This is a genomic window from Pseudoalteromonas sp. S1608 (genome assembly GCF_005887265.1).
GTDB lineage: Bacteria > Pseudomonadota > Gammaproteobacteria > Enterobacterales > Alteromonadaceae > Pseudoalteromonas > Pseudoalteromonas undina.
The window spans coordinates 12,731-28,615 of record NZ_PNDK01000027.1 but is presented as its reverse complement, the minus strand read 5'-3'; the positions used below and the strand labels follow the sequence as shown (position 1 = coordinate 28,615).

The window sequence follows — 15,885 nt, the reverse complement described above, 5'->3', positions numbered from 1 at the left end:
CTATTGATACAATATAACATTTCAAGCACAATTGATACAATATAACATTCGCAAAGGAATTCAAATGACACGAAAATCTCAATTAGCTTTGTTTATAGCAGCCCTACTACCAACAAATGCACTTGCAAATACCATCGAAGATGTTGTTCTAAACAACCAAGGTAAAGTGGTGACTAATGCAACTGTAGAAGTTGAAGGCTCAGATATAACAGCAGTAACAGATGCAAGCGGTAAGTTCGTAATAACTGATTTAAAAAGTGGTTTAAAAGAACTTCATATTACCGCCCCTGGTTATGCCCATCTGCATCGAGATATCACATTTAGTGATGATAAAAGCCAGTCAATTACCTTTAACTTAGAACGTTCACCCATTGAAGTAATTGATATTGAAGCGACGCCTATTCACATGTCGGCAATGGAATCCTCGTCTCCCGTTAGCGTGTTATCTGGCGAACAATTAAGACGGCAGCAAGCTGCAACCCTTGGCGATAGCCTTGAAAAACTCCCGGGGGTTAATACTAACTTTCATGCAAAAGTAGCCAGTACTCCTATTATTCGTGGCTTAAGCGGGCCGCGTGTTCTAATTACACAAAATGGCCTTGATGTCAGTGATGTTTCGCGCGTTGGCCCTGAACACTCAGTCGCATCAGAGGCATCAACCGCAAAACAAATCGAAGTATTACGTGGCCCTGCCACATTATTTTATGGCAGCGGCGCCATTGGTGGTGTGGTTAATGTAGTTGATAATCGGGTGCCAACAGATAGCACTACTCGCGGTGAGTGGAATGTAGAGCACAACTCTGTTGATAATCAAAAAATCGCCTCATTTAATGCCACTACTGGCACTGATTCTTTTGCATTTTATGCTGATGCCTTTTGGCGTGAAGCTGATGACTATGAAATACCCGTGGCCGCTGAATTAGCCCACGATGACCATGACCATGACCATGAAGAGCACAGTGGTGATTATACGGTTGCAAACAGTAATGAAGAGTCTGATGGCTTTACCCTAGGGGCCAGCTATTTAATGGACCAAGGTTTTGTTGGGATAGCTGTTGAGCAATTTAATCGTCAATACGGCATTCCAGGCCACACCCATGGTGGCGAAGATGTTAATAGCGCTGAGGAAAGCGTATATGCCGACTTAGAGCAAACTAAAGTGCAGTTGCTAGGTGAATATAACCTTGATAACAAATGGCTTAATAGAGTAAACCTGCGCGCAGGTTTTACAGATTACGAACATGCTGAAATTGAACATGGCGCAGTGGGTACCACGTTTGAAAATGAAACCAATGAGTTACGCGTAGACTTAATGCATAACCCGTTTGCGCAGTGGAATGGTGGTTTGAGCTTTCATTACAAACACAGTGATGTTGAAGCGCAAGGCTCTGAGGCATTCACACCACCGTCACAAACACAAAGCTTTGCTATAGCACTGATGGAAGAAAAACACTTTGGTGACTTTTTAGTGCAATTAGGTGGCCGAGTTGAACGGGTAACCATCGATGCTGATAACGTGTTACTACCTAACATAGATGCACACGCACACAATGACACCGGTGTTCATGACGATCATGCTCATGAAGAACATGCCGGCAATACTCGCGTATTTGACGTAGAGCAAGAATTCACTCCTGTCAGTTTATCAACGGGTGTTGTGTGGGATTTCGCACCTAGTTACAACTTAGGCTTGTCGGTATCTCGTTCTGAGCGTGCTCCTTCGGTGTCTGAGCTATTATCATTCGGCCCTCACATTGGAACTGGTACTTATGAAGTAGGCGCACTATTTGATATTCATGAAGACGGCCATTTTGGTTTATCTGAGCAAGCGCTTGACCTAGAAACAGCAAACAATATTGATTTAACGTTTCGTAAAACCCAAGGTGATATTGGTTTCATTCTTAATGCTTTCTACAACCAAGTCGACAATTATTATTACCAAATCGACACAGGCCTATTCGCCGAAAGCGGCCACGACCATGGTGATGAAGAAGGCCATGATCACGACCACTCTTCTGAACTCCCTGTTTATTTATTTAAAACAGATGACGTAATTTTGCATGGCTTTGAAGCCCAATTTGCATGGCAGTTAACCGATGAGTTTAAAGTTGATTTATTCTCAGATTACGTTCGTGCACGCCTTAAAGACGGTGGCGATTTACCGCGCACACCACCGCTACGTTTTGGTACTGAGTTTAGCTACCAAACAAATAAGCTGAGTGCGCACCTCCACGTAACTCGTTATCAAGAGCAAGACCGTACCGCGCCAGAAGAAACAACCACAAACGGCTACACCATACTTGATGCCAGCGTTTCATATGAATTATCAGTGCTAAATCAAGATGTGTCTGTGTATCTACGTGGCACTAACTTAACAGACACAGAAGCGCGCGTGCATAGCTCATTTTTAAAGAATATAGCACCACGTCCAGGTCGTAGCTTTGCACTAGGTATTCGCGGTTACTTTTAAGCGCTAAAAAATTATAAATAAAGGAAATTAACATGACTAAACTATTCAAATTAAAATTAATTGCACTGGCAATAAGCAGCACATTAATCACCGCTTGTGGTGATGCAGAAACAAACATTGTCGAAAAAGACCCAATAGAAGTACCTGATGACGGCCACGATCATGGCGATGGTGGCGACCACGGTGATGAATACACTATTGATTCATTAGGTAGGCTTGCGATACTTGCTGGCGATAGCAACGAAGCGAACTTTTTCGACTTAGACGACAATGAGCTTCTTGATACATTCACTCTTACTAATGATTCAAACACGCTATCGTCGTCGCCTGACTTTCGTTATGCCGTAATTGCTAGCCGCGCTCAAGATTACCTCGGCTTTATAGACGGTGGCTTATGGCGTGAAGATCACGGCGCACACCTTCATGATTACGAACAAAGCCCTGAGTTTAGCAGTTATGAGCTAACTAGCGGCAGTCGCCCTACTCACTTGGTAAAGCACGATGGTAAATTAGCGGTATTTTATGATGGTGATGCAGCATCAGGCACAATTGCGTCTGTTGAAGTATTAACAGATAACGACATAACAAGCGCAACAGCGACCTTACCTGGTATTAGTTACGACATTAATATGCACGGCGTCGCTGAGCCTCGTGGAGAGCATTTATTAGCGACCATTCGCCGCGATGATGCTCAAAGTACATCAAACGCTAAAATCCTGCCTGACCAAGTGGGTGTTTATCATTTTCATGATGGCGAATACGAACTTGAACAAACGTTAGAGTTAACATGCCCTGATTTGCACGGCGCAGCACAAAACCATGATTACGTAGCGTTCGGCTGTAGTGACGGTGTGCTATTAGCCCACCAGCATGATGACGAATATCACGCTGAAAAAGTAATAAATATTGATGCCGTCGGCGACTTACGCATTGGTAGTATATACGGCCATGAGGGCAGCGAAACCTTTATTAGTGTTGCATCTGGTCACGGCGGCGGCCCTGCTGTGATTGTGAGTATAAATCCTGCGAAAGCTGAAATGGAAGAATTTGAATGGCAACTAGCTGATGGCGCAAGCGCTGTTTCTTACTCTTTTTCTGCCAACGGTGAGCACTTTTTAGTTTTAGACAGCCTTGGTTTTTTAAACGTGCTTGAGGCGCATGCGCACGACGATCACATACACTGGGAGCTAGCAGGTCAAGTTGATATTACACAAGAAGACGTAACAACTATGCCTGAAGGCATGAAGTTTAGTATGACAGTAGCGCAAAATGGTCAGTTTGCTTACGTAGCCGACCCAATAGCCCAACACGTTGTGCAAGTACACCTAGAAGACTTAGAGATTGAAGGTGAACTAGAACTTACATTCCCACCAGCCGCAATCACTTGGTTAGGTATTGCACAAGAGGAAGAACACGCACACGAACATTAATTTTATATCTGTATTTACTTAAAGGTTGGCGCTTTTTGCCAACCTTTTTTATTCACATTTTGTAACAGACCTTTTATCGTAAGTGCATCGCTATTTTTCACCTTATTGTTATGATGGGATAGCTATTAATATAGGATGTAATTCCATGAAAAAACTAACAACATTGGCTCTTGCCTTGGCTGCAGCAATCGCGCCGGGTGTATCGGCCTATGAGACTAAAGACACTCGTTTACTCCGCTTTCCAGATATCCATAACCAAACCGTTACCTTTGTCTACAGTGGCGATATTTATATTGCGAATACGCAAACAGGCGAAAGCAAACGCTTAACCGACCATATTGGCTTTGAAACATTTCCTAAGTTTTCCCCTGACGGTAAGCGCATTGCATTTTCAGCCGAGTATAACGGTAGCCGACAAATTTATGTGATCAACAGTGACGGTTCAAACCTAAAGCAACTTACTTATTATAATGACGTTGGCCCAATGCCACCGCGTGGAGGTTTTGATTACCGCGTTTTAGATTGGACCGCCGATGGTAAAAATGTGGTATTTAGAGCTAACCGCACACCATGGGGAAAACGTATGGGCCGCCCTTACATGGTTCCTGCAGATGGCGGACTTGAACAGCCATTAGCGATTCCAGAAACTGGTGGCGGCATGCTATCTCCAGATGGCAGCAAATATGTTTACACGCCAATTGATCGAGAGTTTCGTACATGGAAACGTACTCGTGGTGGTCGTGCGCAAGATGTATGGATTTATGATTTAGAAAAAAACACCTCAGAACAACTAACTACAAACCGTGCAACCGACCAGCAACCAACTTGGGTTGGTGACGATATTTACTTTGTGTCTGACCGTGATTACACGCTAAACCTTTACCAGTACCGCAAAGGCAGCGAACCAAAAAAACTTACCAACTATAAAAACTTTGACGTACTTTGGCCTTCAGCTGGCCCAAATGCGATTGTTTATGAAAACGGCGGTTATTTATATCGCTTTGACGCAAAAACACAAAAAAGCGCTAAGCTAAGCATTAACATTGCAGGCGTGCGCCAATACGCAATGCCGTATAGCAAAAATGTTAGCGATTTTATTGATTCTATGTCGCTCTCTCACGATGGTAAACGTGCTGTATTTACTGCCCGTGGTGAGCTGTTTAGCGTACCAATCAAACAAGGGCCTACACGCAACTTATCTTACACAGAGAAAAGCCGCGAAATAGATGCAAGCTGGTCACCAAATGGGCGTTACATTGCTTACCTGAGCGATGAAAGCGGCGAGTACGAAATTTACTTAAAAGATCGCAGTAAAAACAATGCCATTAAGCAACTTACTAGCAATGGTACCATTTGGCGCTTTACGCCTATTTGGTCACCCGATAGCGCTAAGCTATTGTTTGCAGATAAAAACAACACACTTTGGTGGTTAGATGCAAAATCGGGCAAGCAACACAAAATTGATACCGGCATTTACGATGAAGACGGCATTACTCAGTATACGTGGTCGCCTAATAGCCAAGACATTGTGTATGTTAAAAATAACGAAAACCGTTATGCCTCACTGTGGCACTACAACCTTAAAAAAGAAAAGGTGACGCGCCTAACAGACGAAATGAGTAACGAGCAAAACCCAACCTTTTCGCCAGATGGCCAATACCTTTACTTTAGCTCTGAGCGCGACTTTAACCTTGCGTTTAGCAGTTACGAGTTTGACTACATGTTTAACCGCGCCACCCGTATTTATGCGGCCGCAGTAAACGACAGTGTTAAACCGCTTATTGCCTTACAAAGTGATGAAACCACGATTGTAAAAGACGATGACGACGAAAAAGAAGACGACAAAAAAGTTAAAAACGCACTGCAAAGCAGCGACTTTATGCAGCGTGTTACCGCTCTTAACGCGCCAGCGGGCGATTACCGTGGCTTAACCGCAGTAAAAGACGGCGTACTGACGCTTGCTAATGGCGCATTACAACTTATAGGTACCGAGCACGACAGTGAGCTAGAAACAGTCGCTAAAGGTGTTAGCAATTACACTATATCGAGCAACAGCGAACACCTACTTGTACATACAGGTGGCGGTTACAGCTTAATTGAACCTAAGCCAAAACAAGACCTAGACGCAAATAAGCTCGATTTAAGCAAAATGACGCTTAAAATTAATCCGCAAGCAGAGTGGCAACAAATGTATGTTGAGGGTTGGCGTACACTGCGTGACTGGTTCTACGATGAAAACCACCACGGTCAAGATTGGGATGCTATTTTAGCTAAATACCAACCTATGGCTGATGCTATTAGCCACCGCAGCGACCTTGATTACGTACTTAGCGAAATTGCCGGCGAAATTAACTCAGGTCATATTTACGTGCAATCGGGCGATATGCCAAAAGCCGAACGTAAAAATCACGGTTTATTAGGCGCTAAGCTTGCAAGCGACCCATCTGGTTACGTAAAAATAGAGCAAATCTTTAAAGGTGAAAACTGGCATGACGATTTCCGCTCACCGCTGGGGACTACTGGTGTAAAAGCACATAACGGCGATTACATTATTGCGGTAAATGGCCGCTCGGTAAAAGACGTTGCTAACTTTTACGAACTACTTGAAAACACCCAAGGTGAGCAAGTAGAGCTAGTGCTAAACAGCAAACCGCGTAGCAAAGGTGCGTGGCAAGTAACAGTAAAACCGGTAGCCAGTGAGCAAGGTCTACGTTATTTAGATTGGGTTAACTCGCGTGCAGCCTACGTTAATAAGCTATCAAATGGGCGTATTGGCTATGTGCACCTGCCAAATACAGCCTATGAGGGCAACCGCGCCATGTTTAAAAACTACATGCCGCAAACAACCAAAGATGCCATGATTATTGATGACCGTTACAATGGCGGCGGTTTTATTCCTGAGCATATGATCACTTGGCTTGCGCGTAAACCGCTTAACTATTGGAAGGGCCGTGGTGTAGAGCCAACTAAAACACCGCAGTTTGCACACAATGGTCCTAAAGCCATGCTAATAAATGGCTATTCAAGTTCTGGTGGTGACGCAATTCCTTACTACTTCCGCCAAGCTGGTCTAGGTAAGCTAATTGGTACCCGTACATGGGGTGGTTTAATTGGTATTTCTGGTAACCCAAGCCTTGTAGACGGCGGGCAAGTAATTGCTGCTACTTTCCGTATTTTAGATACACAAGGTAACTGGATCATAGAAAACGAAGGTGTTGCACCAGATATTAAAGTAATCGATCGTCCAGAGCTTATTTATAAAGGCCAAGATCCATCAATAGAGCGTGCTGTACAAGAGTTATTAAATGAGCTTAAAGAAAATCCTAAACAACCCTTAGTGATACCACCAGCACCTTCTAAGTTTTAATTTGCTGCATAGCTAAACAAGCTAATACCAATAAAAAAACCCTGCAAATTTGCAGGGTTTTTTATGACTTGGATTTAATGACTTATATGTATTAAGGCTTATCTTTTTCTCCAGCCGCTCCATACATCATCTTCTTGGTTGGCTTTTTTCTTCTTTTTCTTACCTGTACCTTCTGGCTTGGCCATTGGCTTGTCGTTTTTTAGCGCCTCAGCCGCATCGAGGTTGGCTTGGTTTACAGCAAAGCCTGCTACCTCTTCGCGCTCTAAACGTAGTTTGTTTTTCTTTTCGATTATTTTAAAGTGGTGGAAGTCTTCATAATCAATTAACGATAATGCTAGGCCAACTTCACCGGCACGGCCGCTTCGGCCAATACGGTGCATATAATCAGCTGGGCTACGCGGTAAGTTAAAGTTAATAACAACAGGCAGTTTGGCAATATCTAAACCACGGGCTGCTATATCGGTGGCAATAAGCACTTCTATTTCGCCAGCTTTAAATTTTTCAATTACGCGAGTACGCTCGCTTTGGCCTTTATCGCCATGGAATACTTGTGCGTTCACGCCGCGTTTTTCAAGTTTGCTGGCTAAGTGCTCACAATCTTTTTTAGCGTTGACAAAAATAAGTGCTTGGCGCCATTGATGCGCTTTAATTAAGTGCGCTAAAACCGTGGTTTTCTCGCCTTTATTAACCGTAAATACGCGCTGAACTAAAGTGCTTTCGTCTTTGCTTTGTACTTGTATTTCAACAGGGTTGGTTAACAGCTCTTGCGTTAATTGTGTGACTTGCTCTGAGAAAGTCGCTGAAAACAACATGGTTTGTTTTTTAGCAGGCATAAGCGCTAATAGCTCAGCAAGCTCTTCAGTAAAGCCAAGGCTTAACATGCGGTCAGCTTCATCAAGCACTAAGGTTGTTACTTTATCGAGCTTAATCGCATTGCTTGAGATTAAATCGAGTAAACGCCCTGGCGTTGCAACAATAATATCAGCACCGCCGCGAAGTGCTTGCATCTGGGTATTAACCGACACACCACCAAATACCGCCACCGTTTTAATGGCGCCATTAAAATTAGCAGAATACGATTTAACACTATCGGCTACCTGCACTGCCAGCTCGCGAGTAGGTACCAAAATAAGCCCTGTTACAAAGTTGCCTTTGCTCGCTGCTTTTTTAGCACCTTGCGCTAAAAATAGCGTTTGTAGCATAGGCAAAGCAAAGGTTGCTGTTTTACCTGAGCCGGTATTTGCCCCCGCAATTAAGTCACTCCCCGCCAAGATACTTGGAATTGCTTTTGCCTGAATCGGCGTAGGTTGCGTGTATTCAAGGTCAGACAAACGAGCAATTAGCTCTGGAATAAGGCCAAGTTCGTTGAAATTACTAGGATTTGCGGATGAGGTCATAAAAGGTGCGGGCTCATTACTAAAAATAGCCTATAATTTTAGCGTATTTAGCAGCTATTAAGTAGAGGTTAGTGATTTAAATAATATTTAGCTACATGTAATAAAAAGACGCTTGCGCGTCGTTTTTATTTAACAGTAACTAAAAACCCTAGTTACGCTTATCTAGCTCTACCTGTAACCTAGCTTTTGTTTCTTTTAAGTAATTTATATAAGGATATGAGTCATCTGCAATGGCTAATGCAGACTCCATCTGTTCAAGCGCTTGACGAATATCACCTTGCATTTCATAGCCATAAGATAGGGCAGAAAGCGCATCAACTGATTTGGGGTAGTTTTTTATATTGTACTTAAACACCTCTATAGCACGGTTAAACTGCTTGCTGTCCGTTAGGTTGTAACCAAGTAATCTAACAGCACGATCTGGTGGAGATACCTGTTCGCCCCATTGTTGAGATAAATTTTGGTAATAAGCATCAATAGAGGCAACATCGTCAGTTAAAGCACTTATAGGCATTTGTTTAGGTAAAAATAAGTTGTAGTAGGCATTAAATGCCCCTGCAGCAGAAGTTAAGCCATGCGAGATGCCATCAAACGCATCATTAAAAAAGCGTAACCCTCGCGCTTTATGCGATTGCAGTGATTGCTGTAATTCATCATACCTTTCTCGCATTATGCCGGCTTCTTCGCCGATATTGATATAAACGTAACTGTTAAGCTCTTTGTTTTTAGTTATAAACGATTTTGTACTTTTTACCATTGCGCCATAATTCCACCAAACTGCAGGGCTATACGCAATATGCGCTTGAAATAGTTCGGGATTTGCCTGCAACGCGTATAGCGCAAATACACCACCAGCAGATGCGCCAGCAATCACTTTATAGTCATGCGTGCGATAGTTCTTATTTACTAAAGGAATGAGCTCTTGTTCAAAGAACGCTAAAAACTTTGCCGCGCCGCCCCCTTCACCGACAGGCCCTTGTGGCTCTTTATTCACTGTAGGATACATATCTCTAAGTCGATTAGTGTTTTCAATAGCGACAATAATAACCTCAGGCGCACGATTATCATTTTGTAAGCGCTCAATAACAGCACTTGCAAGCGGTATATTACCCGCTCCATCTAAGCGATAAACAACTGGGTATACCTTATTTGGCTGAGCTTGGTAGCTTTTAGGCAATTGCACGACAACTGTGCGTTCTTCGTTTAAAACAGCCGATTTAATAGTGTGCATGAACTGAGAGTCATCATCACTTTGCTGTTTAATGCCAGCTTGTGCAAAGGCACTTTGTGAACTAAAAGCAAAAAAGCTAAAAAAACAAATAACGGTTAATAAACGCATAACTAATCCCTTAGAGAATAATAAGTTACTTAAGCTAACAGAGTTTCAGGCACAAAAAAAGCGCATTGAGCGCTTTTTTTAACATTAATAAAAACCTATAACCTTTTGATTTTACTCAACTGTAACCGATTTTGCTAGGTTACGTGGTTGGTCAACATCAGTGCCTTTAATGACCGCTACATAGTACGACAGTAACTGTAGTGGAATTGTATATACAACAGGGGCAATTACGTCATCTACGTGGTTTACGTTGATTACACGCATTGTGTCGTCTGACTCAAAGTGTGAGTCTTTATCAGCGAATACATAAATGATGCCGCCGCGAGCACGTACTTCTTCTACGTTTGATTTAAGCTTTTCAAGCAATTCGTTGTTTGGTGCTACAACAATAATTGGCATGTCGGCATCAATTAGCGCTAATGGGCCGTGTTTAAGCTCACCTGCTGCATAGGCTTCAGCGTGGATGTATGAAATCTCTTTAAGCTTAAGCGCGCCTTCCATCGCGATTGGGTATTGCGACCCGCGACCTAAAAACAGTGAGTGGTGCTTATCAGCAAACTCTTCTGCAAGGTCTGCAATACCATCAGCCAACAATAGCGTTTCCTCTAATTTAGCTGGTAGCAGTTTAATAGCGTTAACAATCGTGCTTTGATCTAAGCCTTTTTCTTGCGCAATAGACGCAGTAAGCATTAACAAACCAACAAGCTGCGTAGTAAATGCTTTAGTAGAGGCTACACCAATTTCAGCACCAGCTTTGGTCATAAAGGCAAGGTCTGATTCTCGTACAAGCGATGAGCCTGGTACGTTACAAATAGTCATTGACCCCATATAGCCTTGCTCTTTAGCTAAACGCAGTGCAGCTAAAGTATCAGCCGTTTCACCTGACTGTGAAATCGTTACTAGCAGACTATTTTCGTGTACAAACGATTGACGGTAACGGAACTCAGAGGCAATTTCTACGTTACAGCTAACACCTGCAAATTGCTCAAGCCAGTAACGAGCAACCATACCTGAGTGGTATGACGTTCCACAGGCAATAATTTGTACGTGTTTTACGTCTTTAAATATTTGCTGTGCGCTATCGCCAAAGGCATCAATCGCTACGCGGTCGTCGTTTAAACGTCCTTCAAGGGTGTTACGTACTGCAAGTGGCTGTTCATAAATTTCCTTAAGCATGTAGTGACGGTAATCACCTTTGCCTGATGCATCTTGTGTGATGTTTGATTCAACAACTTCACGCTCAACCGCGTTGCCATCTGCATCAAAAATTTCTACGGTGTCGCGAGTAATACGCGCTACATCACCTTCTTCTAAGAAGATAAAGCTGCGAGTCACTGGTAATAATGCAAGTTGATCAGAAGCAATAAAGTTTTCACCAAGGCCTAAACCAATAACTAACGGGCTACCTGAGCGAGCTACAATAATTTCGTTATCATTCGCTTTATCAAACACAACGGTACCAAATGCGCCTTCAAACTGTTTAACGGCAGCTTGAACTGACGCTAATAAAGTGGTGTGCTGCTGACGTAATTGATGAATTAAATGCACCATGACTTCAGTGTCGGTGTCTGATAAAAACTCGTAACCGTCGCCTTTAAGTGCTGCACGCAAACTTGCGTGGTTTTCAATGATTCCGTTATGTACAAGTGCTATTTGATTGCTTGAAACATGTGGGTGAGCATTGGCTTCAGTTACACCGCCATGAGTCGCCCAACGAGTGTGTGCAATACCTGTGTGGCCGCTAACACCAGCTTGTTCAAGTGCTGACTCTAAGTTTACAACCTTACCAACTGCTTTAACTGTATTAAGTGTATTGCCTTCAAGTAAAGCTACACCTGCTGAGTCATAACCGCGGTACTCAAGACGCTTAAGGCCTTCAACTAAGATTTTATTTACTGGACGTTCTGCAACAGCCCCAACGATTCCACACATAGTGTCTCCATTAATTTTTTAATTCTAGCAACTTACGTTTTAGTTGCTATTCCATAATTTCTGCGCAAATTAGTTTTACACCACACGCCTCTATGGCTGCACGTTTATCACTTGCTAAGCCACTGTCGGTTATTAATGTGGTTACTGTTTGCCACGGTAATTCTAAATTTGGTATTTTTCGGCCAATCTTTTCTGACTCAACCAGCACAATAACTTCGCGCGCCGCTTTAGCCATCACTTGGCTTAATCCAACAAGTTCATTAAACGTGGTTGTTCCACGCGCTACATCAATGCCATCAGCACCAATAAATAGTTGATCAAAATCATATGAGCATAGAACATTTTCGGCTACTTGCCCTTGAAACGATTCTGAATGCGGATCCCACGTGCCACCTGTCATCAAAAGTGTTGGCTCATTTTCAAGTGCTAATAAACGCGTTGCTACTTTAATAGCGTTAGTCATAACAACTAACCCCTGCTTTGTAGCCAACTCAGGGATCATTGCTGCAGTGGTGCGCCCACTGTCTATAATAATGCGATTATGATCTTTTATAAGCGATGCTGCCGCTTTGGCAATGGCCACTTTGCGCTTAGAATCAATCTCATCGCTAACAATCTCTTTAGGCAGAGCAATAGCACCGCCGTAACGGCGCAGCAATAAGCCACTTTTTTCAAGCGAGGTTAAGTCTTTTCGAATAGTTACTTCTGATGTTTGAAACTGTTCAGCTAAAATATCGACAGCCACTTCACCTAATTCATTAACTTGAGTGAGGATCAGATGGCGGCGTTGCTGAGTGTTTCGTTTGGTCATAAGTGATTACAATTAAGTTTCGTTTCGAAAGTTAGTGGATTTTAAGCGAAACATAATAAATGGCAAGTGAATGCGTAAAAAAAGCACAGTTTTATTCAAATTATCATCATGCTTAAAGTAGGTTAAGCTAGACACCATTATTTAAGTTAAACAAAATTGATATGCAGTCATTTAATAGTATTAGTAAAGAGAATCTAGCGCAGCGTAAAGCTGTGCACGAAATTTGCCGCTTATTTAATAAAAGCCCCAGTAAAGGTAATTTAAAGCGAATAAAAGAATTATACTCACACTGTGGTGATGGAGTAATTATTGAAGCGGGCTTTCATTGTGATTATGGCTCGCAAATGCATATAGGTGATCGGACTTTTATAAACATTAACTGCACTGTGTTGGATGCGCCAATAAATGAAGGAGCCATAAGCATTGGCGACGATTGTTTAATCGGCCCAAACGTTCAACTTTTGGCAGTATCTCATGCGGTTAACCCCACAGAGCGACTCAATAAAGAAAACTTTGCAGCACCGATTACTATTGGTAATAACGTGTGGATTGGCGCGGGAGTTATTATATTAGCTGGTGTTACAATTGGTGATAACGCTGTTGTGGCCGCTGGGTCGATAGTGACCAAAGATGTGGCTGCGAACACTGTTGTTGCCGGTAACCCTGCTGTAAGAATTAAAGATATTTGAAAAAGGTCTATCGGTATTCTGATAGACCTTTAGTAGGGTTCTTTACTCGTTATTACTCATATCTTAATGTTAACGATGGCCGTGTACTGGCGGCTTTAAAGGCGATGCTCGCAACCGTCAGCCAAGTGATCGCAGCAACACTCACAGCAGCAACCAAATAAACCCATAGCGCTTGATCAACACGCTCATTAAAGTTCGCAAGCCAGTCACCCACCAGCCAATAGGTTAGCGGGTATGCTATGGCTACACTTCCTAACACTAAAATTAAAAATTCTTTTGCCAGTAGATTCATTATGCTGATGCGTGACGCACCCAGTACTTTGCGTACTGCCACTTCTTTTTGACGGCGAATTGTGGCAAATGAAGCTAAACCAAAAGTACCTAAGCAAGTTAAGAACACTGCAAGGCCAGTAAATATAAGTACGACAAGAGAAACACGCTCATCACCTTTTAATACCGCTTTATAGTTTTCAGCTAGCAGGTTTATTTTTGGCTCATAAATATTAGACACTTCAGCTAAAGCTGTGATCAATGCCTGTTTTATAGCAGGGAGGTTTTGTACGTTCACGGTTAAAATCACTTCAGATACTGGTGCTAAATAGTTAAAGCCACATAAAAACATAATGTTAGAATTCGCATCTTGTGCATTACCAACCTTTACATCTTTTACAACACCAACAACTCGCATATCCACATTACGCCCAGTGTCTTTAATTGTTTGTCCAACAATATCAGCCACATTGCTATAACCAGCCTGCTTGGCAACGGTTTCTGTAATAATTGTACCTACTGTTGTAACCCCATTTGCTCGCGTCGCCCAGTCTGAGGAAAACTCACGGCTAAAGTCTCTGCCAGCAATGAGCGTAAGGCCTAGCCCTTTTACTACATCAAAACCAGAACCTATCACAGGGGTTATTCCACCTGAAAATTCACCATTGGGCCAAGTAGGCTGTAATGTATTGTTAATTGAAACGGTTAAACGAGTATCAATAATCGTTGCTTGCTCTACACCATCTATAGCCGTCAAGCGATTAATTAGTGCGCTAGGCTGCTGCGTAAATACCGATTGCACAGGCAACTCTGAAACCACTAAGCGTTGCTGTGTTTGATAGCCTAAAGGAAGGCTTTGTAAATGAGATAATTGTTTTAATAACGTAACTGATGCAATGATCAAACCGATTGCCAATGATGCTTGCAAGGTCAATAAGCATTTACGTACCCAAATGGCCGTATTACCGCGTTGTAAATCGCCACTTAACACTCGTTTTGCGCTAAATGATGAGATAAACAATGCCGGGTATAAACCTGCAAGTATGCCTACAGCAATAACGACAGCCATAATGCCCAAACCAAAGGCTGAAAAATAACTCACTATCAGTTCACGATCGACCAGCTGGTTAAAGCTTGGCAATAACAGTTCCACTAACACACAGGCAATAATCATCGACAATAGAGCAACCAAAGTAGATTCAGCCAAAAACTGTGTTACTAACTGCAGCTTACTTGCACCAAGTGCCTTGCGCACACCCACTTCTTTAGCGCGCTTTGCAGACTGTGCTACTGTCATATTGATAAAGTTAAAGCCAGCAATCAAAATAAGTAACACGCTCAACCCTGCACAAATCATCACAACTTGCTTTGCGCCGCCTGCTTTCATTTCAAATGGCGATTTTGCTGTTAAATGTAAGTCTAGTAATGGGTGTAACTCAATGGCAATTTGACCCGCCATTTGCCCATTGAAGTACTGTTTAGACAGTGTATCAGCGAGTGCTTTTGGATCGGCCTGTGGCGCCAAGCGCATATAAACATAGCTACTATTAATCATCAGGTTATTTGGATCATGTTTTACATAAACGAGGTTTTTAAATGCAAAGTGAGTATTGCTTGGTAAATCTGCAAACACCGCCCGTACAGTATATTGCCCTTGTTCGTGCTGTAGCGTGTTACCAATAACATTTATTGTACCGAAAATACGCAGTGCTTCAGATTCACTTAGAGCCAAGCTCTCAGGTGTACTCATTGCATTTTTTAAATCACCAGCCAATGTGTTTATATTGATAAAGTTCTCAATATTTGGCGTTGCCCCATACAAGTCATTAAGTTTAAAACCCTGATCCCGGTACTGCACGTCAACCATAGCTTCTCGAGTCAGCGATACCATCGTCAAACCAAACACTTCTTCAACTTGACTATATTCAGTGGCTTTTGCCGCTTGAGAATAATTAAAAATAGGAATGACTGATAAGCCCAACTTTGAGAAATCTTGGCCTACACGGTAAACACGTTCAGCGTGAGGCTGCTGACTATCGTACGATAGCTCGTTTTGTGCAAATAGTGCCACTAAAATAGCCGCAGCTAAGCCAATACTTAACCCTAAAAGGTTTAGGATAAAGTGCTGTTTTTGTTGCTTGAATGATCTTAAAGCAGTGACTAAATAATTAATAAACATA

9 protein-coding genes are annotated in these 15,885 nt (G+C 42.5%); 4 read left to right on the top strand and 5 right to left on the bottom strand.

Annotation, left to right across the window (positions count from 1 at the left end; all coding sequences use genetic code 11):
* Positions 1 to 64 precede the first annotated feature (64 nt).
* The 3 genes from CWB75_RS12190 (at position 65) to CWB75_RS12180 (ending at position 7,267) form a co-directional block, all read left to right on the top strand.
* Positions 65 to 2,470, top strand: coding sequence for a TonB-dependent receptor (locus CWB75_RS12190; RefSeq protein ID WP_138570781.1), 2,406 nt, complete (start codon positions 65 to 67; stop codon positions 2,468 to 2,470).
* Between the two features lie 32 nt (positions 2,471 to 2,502).
* Positions 2,503 to 3,900, top strand: a complete 1,398-nt coding sequence (locus CWB75_RS12185; RefSeq protein ID WP_138570780.1) for a 5-methyltetrahydrofolate--homocysteine methyltransferase — start codon at positions 2,503 to 2,505, stop codon at positions 3,898 to 3,900.
* 145 nt (positions 3,901 to 4,045) lie between these two features.
* A complete protein-coding gene (locus CWB75_RS12180; RefSeq protein WP_138570779.1) occupies positions 4,046 to 7,267 on the top strand; it encodes a S41 family peptidase in 3,222 nt (1,073 codons plus the stop codon).
* Between the two features lie 98 nt (positions 7,268 to 7,365).
* Here CWB75_RS12180 and CWB75_RS12175 read toward each other — a convergent pair whose 3' ends face one another.
* The 4 genes from CWB75_RS12175 to CWB75_RS12160 all read right to left on the bottom strand — a co-directional run bounded on the left by CWB75_RS12175 (position 7,366) and on the right by CWB75_RS12160 (position 12,746).
* Positions 7,366 to 8,664, bottom strand: coding sequence for a DEAD/DEAH box helicase (locus tag CWB75_RS12175; RefSeq protein ID WP_138570778.1), 1,299 nt, complete (start codon positions 8,662 to 8,664; stop codon positions 7,366 to 7,368).
* Positions 8,665 to 8,812: 148 nt separating this feature from the next.
* Positions 8,813 to 10,003 carry an alpha/beta hydrolase-fold protein gene (locus tag CWB75_RS12170; protein WP_138570777.1) on the bottom strand — a complete coding sequence of 397 codons (1,191 nt, stop codon included), beginning with the start codon at positions 10,001 to 10,003 and terminating at the stop codon, positions 8,813 to 8,815.
* A gap of 111 nt (positions 10,004 to 10,114) precedes the next feature.
* Positions 10,115 to 11,935, bottom strand: a complete 1,821-nt coding sequence (gene glmS / locus CWB75_RS12165) for a glutamine--fructose-6-phosphate transaminase (isomerizing) (RefSeq protein ID WP_138570776.1) — start codon at positions 11,933 to 11,935, stop codon at positions 10,115 to 10,117.
* A gap of 46 nt (positions 11,936 to 11,981) precedes the next feature.
* Positions 11,982 to 12,746 (bottom strand): DeoR/GlpR family DNA-binding transcription regulator, encoded by a 765-nt coding sequence (locus tag CWB75_RS12160; RefSeq protein WP_075170725.1) that lies wholly within the window; start codon positions 12,744 to 12,746, stop codon positions 11,982 to 11,984.
* A 161-nt stretch (positions 12,747 to 12,907) separates the two neighbouring features.
* Between CWB75_RS12160 and CWB75_RS12155 the strand changes: the two genes are divergently transcribed.
* The gene (locus CWB75_RS12155; RefSeq protein WP_138570775.1) at positions 12,908 to 13,435 is read left to right on the top strand and encodes a sugar O-acetyltransferase; all 528 of its coding nucleotides are present in this window, start codon (positions 12,908 to 12,910) and stop codon (positions 13,433 to 13,435) included.
* Positions 13,436 to 13,487: 52 nt separating this feature from the next.
* On the opposite strand, the gene CWB75_RS12150 is transcribed toward CWB75_RS12155, so the two are convergent.
* Positions 13,488 to 15,884, bottom strand: a complete 2,397-nt coding sequence (locus tag CWB75_RS12150) for an ABC transporter permease (protein WP_138570774.1) — start codon at positions 15,882 to 15,884, stop codon at positions 13,488 to 13,490.
* Position 15,885 lies beyond the last annotated feature (1 nt).

What these genes read in the sequence shown, in the direction of transcription:
- CWB75_RS12180 (WP_138570779.1), top strand. Translation starts at nt 4,046, where the DNA reads ATGAAAAAACTAACAACATTGGCTCTTGCCTTGGCTGCAGCAATCGCG.
- CWB75_RS12150 (WP_138570774.1), bottom strand. Translation starts at nt 15,884, where the DNA reads ATGTTTATTAATTATTTAGTCACTGCTTTAAGATCATTCAAGCAACAA.
- CWB75_RS12190 (WP_138570781.1), top strand. Translation starts at nt 65, where the DNA reads ATGACACGAAAATCTCAATTAGCTTTGTTTATAGCAGCCCTACTACCA.
- CWB75_RS12170 (WP_138570777.1), bottom strand. Translation starts at nt 10,003, where the DNA reads ATGCGTTTATTAACCGTTATTTGTTTTTTTAGCTTTTTTGCTTTTAGT.
- CWB75_RS12175 (WP_138570778.1), bottom strand. Translation starts at nt 8,664, where the DNA reads ATGACCTCATCCGCAAATCCTAGTAATTTCAACGAACTTGGCCTTATT.
- CWB75_RS12160 (WP_075170725.1), bottom strand. Translation starts at nt 12,746, where the DNA reads ATGACCAAACGAAACACTCAGCAACGCCGCCATCTGATCCTCACTCAA.
- glmS (WP_138570776.1), bottom strand. Translation starts at nt 11,935, where the DNA reads ATGTGTGGAATCGTTGGGGCTGTTGCAGAACGTCCAGTAAATAAAATC.
- CWB75_RS12155 (WP_138570775.1), top strand. Translation starts at nt 12,908, where the DNA reads ATGCAGTCATTTAATAGTATTAGTAAAGAGAATCTAGCGCAGCGTAAA.
- CWB75_RS12185 (WP_138570780.1), top strand. Translation starts at nt 2,503, where the DNA reads ATGACTAAACTATTCAAATTAAAATTAATTGCACTGGCAATAAGCAGC.